The sequence below is a fragment of the Gordonia sihwensis genome (assembly GCF_029632925.1).
Classification (GTDB): Bacteria; Actinomycetota; Actinomycetes; order Mycobacteriales; family Mycobacteriaceae; genus Gordonia; species Gordonia sihwensis.
Map to the genome: position 1 here is coordinate 2,873,014 of NZ_CP121248.1, position 13,718 is coordinate 2,886,731.

Here is a 13,718-nt window from a genome sequence, read left to right on the forward strand (position 1 = left end):
CGGTCGATCAGCCCTCTTCGCCCATCGGCGGCAGTGCCTTGACGAATGCCGGGTCGAACGCGGTCTTGCCGACCTTGCTGGCACCGCCGGGCGATCCGAGTTCTTCGAAGAAGTCGACGTTGGCGCTCACGTACGGCTCCCATTCGTCGGGCACGTCGTCTTCGTAGAAGATGGCCTCCACCGGGCAGACGGGCTCACACGCACCGCAGTCGACGCACTCGTCGGGCTGGATGTAGAGCATGCGCCCGCCCTCGTAGATGCAATCCACCGGGCACTCTTCAACACAGGCCCGGTCGAGGACATCGACGCAGGGCTCAGCGATGATGTACGTCACTACGCCTCTCCTTCACTGCACGTTTCCCACCCCGCACTCAGGGCTGATGAGCGCAGAGGAATCGTGTCGACTCTAAGAGTATCCACTGTCGCACTTCACCTCCGATCGTCGACCCCGGCACTCGGCACCCGCATCCGCGTCACCTGCACAGAATTTTGCGCACGCTGATGAAAACCGGCGACCTGCAGCGCGACCCCACCGCCCTTGCGCCGCAGGACCGCCCCATCGTGACCGTCGCCACCGCCGATTACATACCCCCTGGGGTATGATCGTCCGCATACCCCAGGGGGTACCAGGACACGAAGGAGTGCACGGTGAGAATTCTGATCGTCGGCGGCGTCGCCGGAGGGATGAGCGCAGCGGCACGGGCCCGGCGCCGCGACGAGGACGCCGAGATCGTCGTCTTCGAGCGCGGCGATCATCCGTCGTTCGCCAACTGCGGCCTCCCGTACTACGTCAGCGGGGAGATCGAGGACGAGGACTCCCTCCTGGTCCAGACGCCCGAATCTCTGAAGAGTGCCCTGGACATCGACGTGCGCGTCCGGCACGAGGTGATCGGCCTCGACCCTCGGGAACGGACGGTGCAGGTTCGCCACAACGGCACGACCACCGTCTGGAACTACGACGCGCTGATCCTCTCCCCCGGCGCGAAAGCCCTGCGGCCCCCGCTGCCGGGTCTCGACTCGTCCCGTGTTCAAACGCTGCGTACCGTCGGCGACGCCGCGCGGATGCGCGACGAGGTGGAGTCCGGGGCCGCCCGCGCCGTGGTCCTCTGCGCCGGGTTCATCGGACTCGAAGCCGCCGAAGGCCTGCGGATGCGCGGGCTGCGCGTGGACGTCGTGGAACTGGCATCACACGTTCTTCCTCCGCTCGAGAGCGAACTGGCCGCTGGGGTGCACGACGAACTCCGTGCGATGGGCGTCACGGTGCACGCGGGGATCGGCGCCACCGCGATCGAACACGGCGACGAGGCCGACACCGTGGTCCTCGCGGACGGATCCCGGCTCGACGCCGACATCGTGGTGCTGTCCGTCGGCGTCCGCCCCGACACCGAGGTCTTCGAGACCGCGGGAGTGGACTGCGACCGCGGCGCGATCATCGTCGACGAGCACGGCCGGACCAATCTGGACCGCATCTGGGCCGTGGGCGACGCGACGGTGAGCACCGACGCCGTCACCGGACTGCGCCGGCCGGTCGCCCTCGCCGGCCCCGCCAACCGTGCGGGTCGCCTGGTCGCCGACCACATCCTCGACCCCGATCGAGCACGTGCGATTCCCCAGCCGGTGGGCACCGCGATCGTCCGCGTCGGCCGGCTCACCGCCGCGATGACAGGGGCCAATCGCGCGGCACTCGACCGGTCGGGCATCGACTACCGCACGGTCCACCTCCATCCGGGAAGCCACGCCGGCTACTTCCCCGGCGCCGAACAGATTCACCTGCTGATGCACATCCGGTCCGACGACGGCCTCATCCTGGGCGCTCAGGCGGTGGGTGCCGACGGCGTCGACAAGCGCATCGACGTGCTCGCGACCGCCATCCGCACCCGGCTCACCGGTCCCGACCTGATCGACCTCGACCTCGCGTACGCGCCGCCCTTCGGCTCGGCGAAGGATCCGGTGAACCTCGCGGGAATGATCGCCGAGAACGTCGTGAACGGCTCCCTGGAGCTGTGGTACGCCGACCAGATCGACGAACCGGGCCACCTGCTGCTCGATGTCCGCGGAGCCGACGAGCAGTCCGAGGATCCCGTTCCGGGCGCACTGTGCATCCCGCACACGCAGGTCCGAGAGCGTCTCGACGAGATCCGTGCGACCGCTGCCGGACGGCCGATCAGGGTGCTCTGTGCCAGCGGCATGCGGTCGTATCTCGCGTACCGCGTGCTGCGCGCCGCGGGCCTGCCGTCCGCGAACCTGTCGGGCGGCCTGCTCACCCTGCGGGCGAGCCGGAGCGCCTGACCGGCCTCACGAGACACCCACCACATCCGAACCGAACCCAGGAGTATCACCATGTGCCAGCGCGCGACCTGCAAGACCTGCGGAAAGACGACGTGGAAGGGCTGCGGCCGCCATGTCGACCGCGTCATGCGCGGTGTGCCCGCATCTCAGCGCTGTCCGGGCCACCCGGACGAGCCGGGACTGCTGGCACGACTGTTCGGGCGTCGCTGACGATCCGGGGACGGCTCAGGCCAGTCCGACTCCCAGCAGCGGCGCGGACACCTGTCCGTACTCCGTCGTCCGCTGCCGCGGGCGGCGACCGATCGCGGTGACGATCTCGTGGAGTTCGGCGACCGTCTTCGCCGAACCGTGCTGGCTGCCCGCCATACGCGAGATGGTCTCCTCCATCAACGTGCCGCCGAGATCGTCGGCACCGCCGCGGAGCATCACGCGGGTCCCCTCGATACCGAGTTTGACCCAACTGGTCTGCACGTGGTCGATCCGGCCGTGCAGCATCAGCCGCGCGAGGGCATGGACCGCACGGTTCTCCCGCCGCGTCGGCCCCGGACGCGACGCGCCCGCGAGATACAGCGGCGACGACTGGTGCACGAACGGCAGCGGGACGAACTCGGTGAATCCGCCGGTGCGGTCCTGGATACCGCGCAAGGTGTTGAGGTGGCCGACCCAGTGGCGCGGAGAGTCGACGTGGCCGTACATCATCGTCGAACTCGACGGGATTCCGAGTTCGTGCGCGGTGGTGATCACTTCGATCCAGGATGCGGTCGGGAGCTTGCCCTTGGTCAGCACCCAGCGGACCTCGTCGTCGAGGATCTCGGCCGCGGTGCCGGGGATCGAGCCGAGACCGGCCTCTTTGAGCGCCGAGAGCCAGTCGCGGATCGACTCGCCGCCGCGCGAGGCGCCGTTGACGATCTCCATGGGACTGAACGCGTGTACGTGCATCCCGGGCACGCGGTCCTTGATCGCGCGCACCAGGTCGGCATACCCGCTGACCGGCAGCTCCGGATCGATGCCGCCCTGCATGCAGATCTCGGTGGCCCCCTCCACGTGCGCTTCCCAGGCGCGGTCGGCCACCTCTGCGGTCGAGAGGGTGAAGGCGTCCGCGTCGCCCTTACGCTGGGCGAAGGCGCAGAACCGGCAGCCGGTGTAGCAGATGTTGGTGAAGTTGATGTTCCGGTTCACGACGTAGGTGACGTCGTCTCCGACCACGTCCGCGCGGATGGCGTCGGCCAGAGCGGCCAGCGCGTCGAGTCCCGGACCGTCGGCTTCGGCGAGCGCGAGGTAGTCGTCGTCCGACAGTCCGGCAGGATCGTTCTCGGCCCGGCGCAGCGCCGCCGCCACGTCGGACGCCAAGTGCTCGGGCGCCCCGGTCCCTCCGCCCAGCGCCAGCACCTGCTCGCGAATGGTGTCCCAGTCGCCGAACGCGTTGTCGATGTCGCTGCGGGTGTCGGTGTTGCGGCCGTCGACGTCGATCGCCGAGTTGAGGTCGATGCGACCCGACGAGTCCCAGTCGTCGTCCGGCTCCTGCCACGGCAGCCCGACCGGTTTCACATCGGCCGCGAGACCGGTGACCGGATCCGCGAGGGCGGCGACATGCCCTCCGATCCGGGGATCGATCCAGGGGTTCGAGGCCTTGACGTACTTCGGTTGCGCGGCGATCCGCTCCACCAACCGGTATCCGGTGGACGCCGTGATCTCGGCGAGGGTGTCCAAGTTCGGCCACGGTCGCTCCGGATTCACGTGATCGGGGGTGAGCGGCGAGACGCCGCCCCAATCGTCCACACCGGCGGCCACGAGTGCCCGGCACTCGTCGGCCGACACCAGGTTGGGCGGCGCCTGAATCCGCATTCCCGGCCCGAGAACGAGACGGGCGACGGCCACGGCGGCCAGGAACTCCGACATCTCCGCGTCCGGTACCCCGCGCATCGCCGTATCGGCCTTGGCGCGGAAGTTCTGGACGATCACTTCCTGGATGTGTCCGAATGCCTTGTGCGATTTCCGGATCGCGAAGATCGACTCGGCGCGCTCGGTGAGGTTCTCACCGATCCCGACCAGGATGCCGGTGGTGAACGGGACCGAGAGGCGGCCCGCGTCGGTCAGGACCCGCAGCCGGACCTCGGGATCCTTGTCCGGGCTGCCGTAGTGGCATTCGCCCTTGTCGGTGAACAGTCGGCGCGCAGTGGTCTCGAGCATCATGCCCATCGACGGCGCCACCGGCTTGAGCCGGTTGATCTCCTCCCAGCTCATCACGCCGGGATTCAGATGAGGCAGCAGCCCGGTCTCCTCGAGCACCCGGATCGCCGCCGCGCGGACGTAGTCGAGAGTGGAGTCGTAACCGCGTTCGTCCAGCCAGGCGGCGGCCTCCGGCCATCGATCCTCCGGCCGGTCGCCGAGGGTGAACAGCGCCTCTTTGCAGCCGAGCTCGGCGCCGCGGCGCGCCACCTCGACGATCTCGTCGATCTCCATGTAGGCGCCGCGGCCCTCGCGGGCCAGCTTTCCCGGCACGGTGACGAAGGTGCAGTAATGGCAGCGATCGCGGCACAGGTGCGTCACCGGGATGAAGACCTTGCGCGAGTAGCTGATCTGGCCGCTGCGGCCGTCGGCGTCCAGACCCGCGTCCCGCACGCGGCCGGCCGCCTCGCAGAGTGCGTCGAGGTCGGCGCCCCTGGCCGCCAGCAGGACCGCGGCCTCATCGACGTTGAGCACCGAGCCGTCACGTGCGCGGCGCAGGGCACGACGCATGGCCGACGCCGGGGGCGTCTGTCCGGCGCCCGTGGATCCGCTGGAAGATGTGGTCACTTCTCCGATGTTAACCACGTCGCATTCGGCGACCCCGGCGGCCGCCGTCCAACGGGGCACCGGCTCGGCTCCGGAGCGGATCAGCACTGGGCCGGATCAGGACTGGGCCGGATCAGCACTGGGCCGGATCAGGACTGGGATAGATTCCGGACCCGCGACGTCGAGGCGTAGAAGGCAGGCACCGCCAGCCCGCACGCGAGGAGCAGCAGCAGGCGCCAGTCGCCGATCAACGAGCCGTTGCCGAACACCGGGAGCATCGCCATCGCGGTGACGAAGGTCCACGCGATCAGCGGTGCGTACTGCCACGCCGACTTGGTGTACGACTCGGCGAGGCGAAGGATCAGCACATTCGCGACGCCGGCGATCAGCGCGGTGACCGGGAAGGGCCAGGCGCCGATCCGGATCAGCAGAAAGGCCGCGGTGAGGATGCCGAGCAGGAAGCCGCTGACCGTGAGCACGGCCAGTTCCAGGCGATCTCCGATGGTCACAGCGCCACTCCCTCGAAGAGGTCGGTCTCGATCCGTCCAGCCACTCGGCCCGCGTCGACGCGGATGAAGTGCTCCGTCGGCAGCACCGGCGACACGATGTTGTTGCTGAGCGCGTACTCGGTGCGCGAGCGCGCCACACTCACCTGCGTCGCATGAGCCGCGAGGGCACGCACCTTGCGCGGGAGCACCTCGCGGACGTCGACGGCGGCGGTCACCTGATCGTCCGGGTAGCTCGGCAATTCGCCGGGCTCGGGCATCCGCCAGCCGGCCGGGACCTCGCTGACGGCGGCCAGACCGCGTTCCAGCTCCGACCGCTGCGTCACTGACTCGTAGACCTTGAACGGCCGTCCCAGCCTCGACTCCGCGACGGGGATCGCGGCCGCGGACACCTCGTGCACCCGCTTGTGGTCGGGGTGCCCGTAGGTCCCCGCGGCGTCGTACGTGACGATCACCTGGGGTGCGAACGCGACCAGTTCGTCGGCCAGCTGGCCGGCGAGCTCGTCGAGGGAGGCCTGGAACAGCGCCCGCGGATGCTCCGCGGAGGGCGTCCCGGCCATGCCGGAGTCGCGCCAGCGCCCCGCGCCGCCGAGGAACCGCGGTGCGGGCGCCACGACGCCGGGCGGGGTGAGTTCGGCCAGTGCTGCTCGCAACTCGCCGATCCGGTAGCCGCCGAGCTGATCGGCGCCGCCGTCAGCGACCAGTTGGGCCCACTGCGAACCGATCACCTCGCCCTCCTCGCCGAGGGTGAAGGTGAGCACCCGGACGTCGACGCCGCGCGCCAGATACGTCGCGATCACTCCCCCGGTCATGATGGTCTCGTCGTCCGGATGTGCGTGCAGCAGCAGCAGACGAGCCCGTTCGGTCACTGAATCACCCATCCGTCGGCTCCGCCGAAGACACCGAGTTGCATCGGGCCGTCCAGCGAGACGCCCGAGATGCGGTCGGTGACGGCGGAGAACATCGTGTCCTGGAAGATCGGCAGGTACACCGCCTGATCGGCGAGCAGCCCCTCGGCCTCCTGAAGCTGAGGTGCCGGGTCCTCGGAGCTCATCGCGGCGTCGGCCAGCGCGATCAACGTCGGATCGCACAGCCCGGAGATGTTCCCGGTGTAGCTCTCGTCGGCGGAGACGTTGGCCTCCGGCTTCGCAGTGCTGCTCGGCGCACCGGAGGGCACCGTCGGCAGCACCGTCTCGTCGGCCGCTTGATCGTGCTCGGGCTCCACCGTGTGCGCACCGGCCTCGGTGCCCTTGGGCGGAGCCTGGCAGGCCACCTGCGAGGCGAGCTCGGTGGCCGGACTGCCGCCGACACCGGTCCATCCGACGACGAGATCGACGCGGCCGGACGTGAGCGCCTGCCCGTACAGCTCGGTGTTCGACATCCCGATCACGCTGGCCCGCACTCCCCGGGACCGAAGCTGATCGGCCATCGTCTCCGCCGCCGACATCGTGCGCTGGTCGGTGTTGGTGGCGCCGATCCGCACCACGAGGTCGGTTCCGTTCGATTGAATCGGCGAGACACCGTAGGGCAGTCCCGGGACGTCGGCGGGTGCGGGAGCAGCCGGGGTGGTCGGCGACGCGGTGCTCGACGCCGACGGATCGGCGGGTGCCGGACGCGGCGTGGGCACGCCCGGTCGGTAGCCGGCCGATGCGAGCAGGGCGAGGACCTCATCCTGCGTCGGCCGTGGCCTCTCCACCGGGGTGTACCCGGGATCGGACGGCGCGTACACGGTGTTCGCGAACGGTGTCACCACCGTCTCCCCCGCCGCCGCGGCGGTGATCAGCCGTCCGTCGAGCATCCCGAGGACCGCCTTGCGCACCTGCTGCGAGCGCATGGTCTCCGACCGCGAATTCGCATTCACCGCGAGCGCCCTCGTGGTCGGCAGCCGGCTGCTGACCACCCCGGGGATGGCGCCCAGCTCGGCCGCCGACGCCGCTCCGCTCGGCAGCGCCGCGAGAGTGGAGTCGCCGTTGCGGATGGTCTGCGCCATCTGCTGCGGCGTGCCCGCCTTGCGGAGGACCACCTGGTCCACCTCCGGCGGCTTGCGCCAGTAGCGGTCGTTGCGGATCAGCCGGACCTCGTCGCGGGCCCGGTCGATCGAATAGATCTGGAACGGGCCCGCCGTGACCGGCTTTCCCTTGTCCATGCCGACCTGGAAGCCGGTCGGGTCCGACCGCAGCGTGTGGCTCGGCAGCAGGTTGTCGAAGAGCTCGCGCCACGCGGGGTAGGCGTTGTTGAAGGTCACGGTGACGACTTTGCCGCCGCCGGAGGTCTGCACATCCGAGATAGCGCGGTAGCCCGCCGGGCCGATCACGTTGGGCTGCCGGGACATCTGCTCCCACAGATAGTGGAAGTCGTCGCCCGTCACCGGCAGCCCGTCGGACCACTGGGCGTCGTTGACGATCTTGTACTCGACGGTGAACGGGTCGTACGAGGTGACCTCGGCGGAGGTCAGCAGTGCGTCGTTCATCCGCCACTGGACGCCGTCCTGGGTGTTCACCGGAACGAACGGACTCGGGAGGGTCATCGCGGCGATCGCCGTGGTGACCGTTCCCTGGTCGGCTCCGAGATGCGGATTGAAACCCGAACCGATGCTGTCGGTCGCGACCGTGACGGTGCGTTCGTCGGGGTACTCGTTCGGAGTGTGCGTCGGCAGCGTCTCCCGCACCGGCGGCGGCGGATCCGCCATGCACGCGGTCGCTGAGAGGCCGATCAGCCCCGTCACTGCGATCGCGGTGATGCGCGTCCGCACGGTCCTCATCCGCACTCCCTCTCGCTCCTCCAGTCGACGGTCCGGCGTCAGGCCCCTCAGGCGTTCGCGTCGCGCGCCTTGGCACGCGAACGCTCACGCGCGCGGGTCGACGCATCGAGGTTGACCTTACGCACCCGGCACACCTCGGGCGTCACCTCGACGCACTCGTCGGCCGCACAGAACTCCATGGCGCCTTCGAGGTCGAGCTGCATCGGCTTGGCCAGGGTCTCCATGACATCGGCCGACGACTGCCGCATGTTGGTGAGCTTCTTCTCGCGGGTGACGTTGATGTCGAGATCCTCCAGTCGCGGGTTGATTCCCACGACGTGGCCCTCGTAGGTGTCGTCGCCGGGATCGACGAAGAAGGTGCCGCGGTCGGCGAGCTGAATCATCGCGAACGGGGTCACGGTGCCCGCACGGTCGGAGACCAGCGAACCCGTGTGGCGGGCGCGGATCTCGCCGGCCCACGGCGCGTACTCGTGGAAGACGGCATTGGCGATGCCGGTGCCGCGGGTCTCGGTCAGGAAGTCGGTGCGGAACCCGATCAGACCGCGAGACGGGACCACGAACTCCATGCGGACCCAGCCGCTGCCGTGGTTGTTCATCTGGTCCATCCGGCCCTTGCGTGCGGCGAGCAGCTGCGTAACCGCGCCGAGGTACTCCTCGGGGACGTCGATCGTGAGGTGCTCGAAGGGCTCGTATGTCTTGCCGTCGACCTTGCGGGTGACCACCTGCGGCTTGCCGACGGTCAGCTCGAAACCCTCACGGCGCATCTGCTCGACGAGGATCGCGAGCGCCAGCTCACCACGGCCCTGGACCTCCCAGGCGTCGGGGCGGCCGATGTCCTGCACGCGCAGCGAGACGTTGCCGATCAGCTCCGAGTCGAGGCGGTCCTTGACCATGCGGGCGGTCAGCTTGTGCCCCTTGACGCGGCCGGCGAGCGGCGAGGTGTTGGTGCCGACGATCGCCGAGATGGCGGGCTCGTCGACGGTGATGCGCGGCAGTGCGACCGGGTTCTCGGGGTCGGCGAGAGTGTCGCCGATCATGATCTCCGACATGCCCGCGACGGCGACGATGTCGCCGGCCACGGCTTCCTCGGCCGGTGCGCGGTCGACGCCGAGAGTCACCAGCAGCTCGGTGATCTTGGCGCGCTCGACGACCTGCTCGCCGTCGACCTCACGCATCCAGGCCACCTGCTGACCCTTGCGGAGGGTGCCGTTGTGGATGCGGACCAGGCCGAGACGACCGAGGAACGGCGATGCGTCGAGGTTGGTGACATGCGCCTGCAGCGGAGCGTCCTGGTCGCCCTTCGGCGCCGGGACGTTGTTGATCAGGACGTCGAACAGCGGGTCGAGGTTGTCTCCCGCCGGAACGGTGCCGTTCTCCGGCATGTCGGTGCTCGCCACACCCGCGCGACCCGATGCGAACAGCACCGGCAGGTCCAGCGCCAGCTCCGCGGCCTCAGCGGCCTCGTCGTCGAGGTCGGAGGCGAGGTCGAGGAGCAGGTCCTGCGATTCGCTGACGATCTCACCGATCCGGGCGTCGGGTCGGTCGGTCTTGTTGACCACCAGGATCACCGGCAGCGACGCCGCGAGCGCCTTGCGCAGGACGAAACGCGTCTGCGGCAGCGGCCCCTCGGAGGCGTCCACCAGCAGCACCACGCCGTCGACCATCGAGAGCGCGCGTTCCACCTCGCCGCCGAAGTCGGCGTGACCGGGGGTGTCGATGACGTTGATGACGTACTCGCTGCCGTCGGGCTGACGACGGTGCACGGCGGTGTTCTTGGCGAGAATGGTGATGCCCTTCTCGCGCTCCAGGTCGCCGGAGTCCATGACGCGGTCCACCAGTTCGGCACGTTCGCCGAACACTCCGGACTGACGCAGCATCGCGTCGACCAGTGTGGTCTTGCCGTGGTCGACGTGCGCCACGATCGCGACGTTGCGGAAGTTGGTGACTGCGCTCACTAAGGTCTCTTTCGTATCTGTTCAGGTGCGGTATCCGGCGGCCGATGGCGGAGCCGGTCACTCGATCTGCGGAGCGACTCCTGTTCGGCCGCGCCAGATCAACCCGTTAAGGGTACGGCAACCTCAGCCGAGGTCGCGACGAGAGCTTGCGTGAATATGGTTAGGCTGCGCTAAAGTCTTGCTATGGGAAAGACCTCGCCGGCGAAGGTGGCGCAGCTCAAGCCGAAGAAGAAGTGCTGCAAGAAATCGACGCGCTGCCTCCGTTGCCCGGTCGTCATCCATCGGATGAAGAAGATCGACTGCGATCACCTGTCGAAGAAGCAGGCCAACAAGGCACTCAAGAAGGCTAGAGCGGCCTGACCTGCAGTTCTGCGGTGAGTTCCCGGATCCAGCCGATGTCATTGGGCACGATCTGACCACTGCGGTCCAGCTCCGCCAGCCGGTGCGCGTCGACCCACGCGATGGCGCGATGCTCCACCGCGCGCGGTGTCCCGGAGACGATCCGGGCACGGTGCGCGACCAACTTCAGCCCCTCGCGCGGTGTCACGACGTCGGCCAGCGGCGCCCCGACAGAAACCCGAACGTCGAGTTCCTCACACAGTTCACGAATGAGCGCCTGCGTGGGCGTCTCGCCCGATTCCACCTTGCCGCCCGGCAGCTCCCAGAGACCGGCCACCTCGGCCGGATAGTCACGCTGCGCCAGGAGCACCCGCGATCGGTGGAGGACCGCGCCCGCGACCACCAGGACATCGCCGGTCATCGTCCGATCACCGCCACCGCGCCGGGCTCCAGGGTCGGCCGTACCCGCGCTCCCGGGCGCACCGGCCGATCGCAGACGCACTCGAAGACCTCGTCGCCCATCCGGATGCGGACGCGCCATCCGGCGACCAGCGCGGCCGCATGCTCCACCACCGCATCGCCCTCCGGATCCGGTCGGACGCTGACGGCCTCCGGACGCAGAGCCACCGTGCAGGGGCCGTCTCGCAGTTCGCCGAAGTCCGCGCTGCCGGTCAGCCTCGCGTCGCCGAGCGCGGTCGTCAGAACACCGTCCCGGACGGTGCCCGGGACACTGGCCCGGGCGCCGAGGAACCGTGCGGTCTCTTCGTCCACCGGCCGGCGCCACAGCCGCGACGCCGTGTCGGTCTGGACGATGTCGCCGTCGCGCATCACCGACACGGTGTCGGCCACCAGCGCCGCCTCGCGGTGGTCGTGTGTCACGAGGACCGTCGGTGTGCCCGCTCGGCGCACGATGTCGCCGATCGCTTCGGCGAGGGATTCGCGGAGTTGCGAGTCGAGCGCGGCCAGCGGCTCGTCGAGCAGCAGCAGCCGCGGTCGCGGGGCCAGCGCCCGCGCCAGCGCCACCCGCTGCGCCTGACCGCCGGAGAGCGCCGACACCGGCCGATCGCCGAATCCGTCGAGTTGCACCAGCCTCAGCATCTCCGCGACCCGATCGGCCGCGGCGCGGCCGCGGACACGGCGCCGAGCGAGACCGTAGGCGATGTTCTGCGCCACCGTACGGCCGGGGAACAGTTGACCGTCCTGAAAGACGACGCCGAAGTCGCGGCGATGCGGTGCCGTCGTCGCCAGATCGACACCGTCCCAGCAGATCGATCCGGCTGCCAGCGGTTCGAGGCCGGCCACCGCGCGCAACAACGTCGACTTGCCGCAGCCCGAGGGACCGAGGAGAGCGGTCACCGTGGACTCTCCGGTGCCCACGGACCACTGCACACCGGCCAGCGCCTCGAATCGCCCGTACCGGACGGTCGCTCCCTCCACGGTCAGCATCTATCCCTCTCCGTCCGTGCGTGAGCGCGTCCCGACGATGGCCTCTATCGCCGCGATCACCGCGGCACTGACCGCCACCAGCAGCACCGATGCGGCCATCGCCGTGGCGAGGTTCGCGGTTCCGGGGCGGCTCATGAGCGATCCGATGAGCACCGGCAGGGTGGTGGTGTCGGCGCGGGCGAGGAAGGTGGTGGCACCGAACTCGCCGATCGCCATCACGAAGGCGAAACCGGCCGCGGCGCACAGCGACCGCGCCGTGAGACGCAGATCCACCGACAGGAGCACCCGCCACGGCCGTGCTCCGAGCGTGCGCGCGGCGTCGCGGAGCCGTTCGGGCACCTGGGAGAGCGCGGGAATCATGATCCCCGCCACCACCGGCACCGCCAGCAGCGCCTGCACGGCGGGGATCACCAGCGGCGACTGCACCACCTGAACGGGCAGGGTGCCGATCACCAGCAGATAGCCGAATCCGAGGGTCACCGCGCTCACACCGAGCGGCAGTACGGCCAGCAGCGCCGTGAAGCGGGCGGGCAGGCCCCCTCCGCGGGTCACCGGGACCGCGATCAGCAGCCCGCCCACCACCGCCAACAGGGTCGCTCCCCCGGCGCTCGTGACGGAGTAGCGCATCGCCGACAACGCCGAGTCGCCGTAGGACCCATCGGTTAGGCCGCGGTAGCCGTCGAGGGTCCAGGCACCCGCGGGGCGCAGCGACGAGAGCACCAGCGCCGCCAGGGGCAGCAGAAGCCACAGGGCGGTCCACGCGAGTGCGAGGAGGGCCGCCGGCAGGCGGATCCCGCGGGGCCGTCGCCGGTGGCCTGCGGCCGGAGCCGTACCGGCGCCCACGGTGGACGATCCGCCGACCGCGCGGGTCAGCAGCAGCGCGCAGGCGACCACCACGATCTGCAGGAGGGAGAGCGCCACCGCCTCCGGGATGCGGAAGTACCCGATCGCCTGCTGGTAGATCTCCGTCTCCAGTGTCCGGGCGGTGCCGCCGCCGAGGACCACCACGACACCGAAGCTGGTGGAGCAGAACAGGAAGACCAGCGCCGCGGCCGAGGCCAGCGCGGGCGCGATCCGCGGAACCACCACGTCCCAGAAGGCCCGCGGCGCGGTCGCGCCCAGGGTTCGCGCGGCCTCGACGGTCCTCGGGTCGATCTGCTGCCAGGCGGCGCTGACGACACGGACGACGACCGCCACGTTGAGGAAGATGTGGGCGGGCAGGATCGCCGCCCACCCGTCGGTGACGCCGAGGAAGCCGAGCGGCCCGGTCAGCAGCGCCCGGAAGGCCACCCCCACCACCACGGTCGGCAGGACGAACGGGACCGTCACGATCACCCGGAGGATCGCCGTGCCCGGCAGGTCCACGGTGGCCACGAGCCACACGATCGGCGCCGCGATCAGCACTGTCAGGACCGCCGACGCCGCCGCCTGGGCGAGGGTGACCGCCAGCAGATGCCAGCCAGCCGTACGGTCGATCAACTGCCAGAAGCCCGCACCGTCGTCATCGGCCACCGCCCGCCGGGCCAGGGTGACCAGCGGCCATACGAACATGACCACGATGAACGCCGCGGGCACGACCGTCGCGACCCGAGCGGCCGTCGACGTGCGGCGAATCGGCGCCGGGGTCCGGCGCGCCGGCGCGGACAC

The 13,718-nt window shown here is 69.8% G+C and carries 12 protein-coding genes; 3 read left to right on the forward strand and 9 right to left on the reverse strand.

The features are described from left to right. Nucleotides 1–7 precede the first annotated feature (7 nt). The gene (gene fdxA, locus P5P27_RS13825; protein ID WP_006895842.1) at nt 8–334 is read right to left on the reverse strand and encodes a ferredoxin; all 327 of its coding nucleotides are present in this window, start codon (nt 332–334) and stop codon (nt 8–10) included. A 314-nt stretch (nt 335–648) separates the two neighbouring features. On the opposite strand from fdxA, the gene P5P27_RS13830 reads away from it, so the two are divergent. Together P5P27_RS13830 and P5P27_RS13835 are read left to right on the forward strand one after the other, a co-directional pair. Beyond that, complete coding sequence (locus P5P27_RS13830) at nt 649–2,289, forward strand: FAD-dependent oxidoreductase (protein WP_278124473.1); 1,641 nt, start codon at nt 649–651, stop codon at nt 2,287–2,289. Between the two features lie 51 nt (nt 2,290–2,340). Beyond that, nucleotides 2,341–2,499, forward strand: a complete 159-nt coding sequence (locus tag P5P27_RS13835) for a hypothetical protein (protein ID WP_085950744.1) — start codon at nt 2,341–2,343, stop codon at nt 2,497–2,499. A 15-nt stretch (nt 2,500–2,514) separates the two neighbouring features. Here the strand turns inward: P5P27_RS13835 and P5P27_RS13840 are convergent, their stop codons facing one another. The 5 genes from P5P27_RS13840 to typA form a co-directional block, all read right to left on the reverse strand. Next, nucleotides 2,515–5,028: a bifunctional FO biosynthesis protein CofGH gene (locus P5P27_RS13840; protein ID WP_423201259.1), complete on the reverse strand. Its 2,514-nt coding sequence runs from the start codon at nt 5,026–5,028 to the stop codon at nt 2,515–2,517. Between the two features lie 185 nt (nt 5,029–5,213). Further along, nucleotides 5,214–5,573, reverse strand: a complete 360-nt coding sequence (locus P5P27_RS13845; protein WP_045538231.1) for a hypothetical protein — start codon at nt 5,571–5,573, stop codon at nt 5,214–5,216. Further along, nucleotides 5,570–6,451 carry an N-acetyl-1-D-myo-inositol-2-amino-2-deoxy-alpha-D-glucopyranoside deacetylase gene (gene mshB / locus P5P27_RS13850; RefSeq protein ID WP_278124479.1) on the reverse strand — a complete coding sequence of 294 codons (882 nt, stop codon included), beginning with the start codon at nt 6,449–6,451 and terminating at the stop codon, nt 5,570–5,572. The genes P5P27_RS13845 and mshB overlap by 4 nt, the downstream gene beginning before the upstream one ends. Beyond that, a complete protein-coding gene (locus P5P27_RS13855; protein WP_052692402.1) occupies nt 6,436–8,331 on the reverse strand; it encodes an ABC transporter family substrate-binding protein in 1,896 nt (631 codons plus the stop codon). The genes mshB and P5P27_RS13855 overlap by 16 nt, the downstream gene beginning before the upstream one ends. Before the next feature lie 47 nt (nt 8,332–8,378). Continuing rightward, entirely contained in the window at nt 8,379–10,286 is a 1,908-nt protein-coding gene (typA, locus tag P5P27_RS13860; RefSeq protein ID WP_006895835.1) for a translational GTPase TypA, read from the reverse strand. 183 nt (nt 10,287–10,469) lie between these two features. Here typA and P5P27_RS13865 point away from each other — a divergent pair, with 183 nt between their 5' ends. After that, nucleotides 10,470–10,646, forward strand: a complete 177-nt coding sequence (locus P5P27_RS13865; RefSeq protein ID WP_006895834.1) for a hypothetical protein — start codon at nt 10,470–10,472, stop codon at nt 10,644–10,646. Here the strand turns inward: P5P27_RS13865 and P5P27_RS13870 are convergent. The 3 genes from P5P27_RS13870 to P5P27_RS13880 are packed head-to-tail and all read right to left on the reverse strand — an operon-like array spanning nt 10,633 to nt 13,718. Next, nucleotides 10,633–11,046 carry a (deoxy)nucleoside triphosphate pyrophosphohydrolase gene (locus tag P5P27_RS13870; RefSeq protein ID WP_045538233.1) on the reverse strand — a complete coding sequence of 138 codons (414 nt, stop codon included), beginning with the start codon at nt 11,044–11,046 and terminating at the stop codon, nt 10,633–10,635. The two genes, P5P27_RS13865 and P5P27_RS13870, sit on opposite strands and share 14 nt — an antisense overlap. Further along, complete coding sequence (locus P5P27_RS13875; RefSeq protein WP_278124485.1) at nt 11,043–12,071, reverse strand: ABC transporter ATP-binding protein; 1,029 nt, start codon at nt 12,069–12,071, stop codon at nt 11,043–11,045. Before P5P27_RS13875 ends, P5P27_RS13870 begins: the two co-directional genes overlap by 4 nt. Next, nucleotides 12,072–13,718: an ABC transporter permease gene (locus tag P5P27_RS13880; RefSeq protein ID WP_006895829.1), complete on the reverse strand. Its 1,647-nt coding sequence runs from the start codon at nt 13,716–13,718 to the stop codon at nt 12,072–12,074.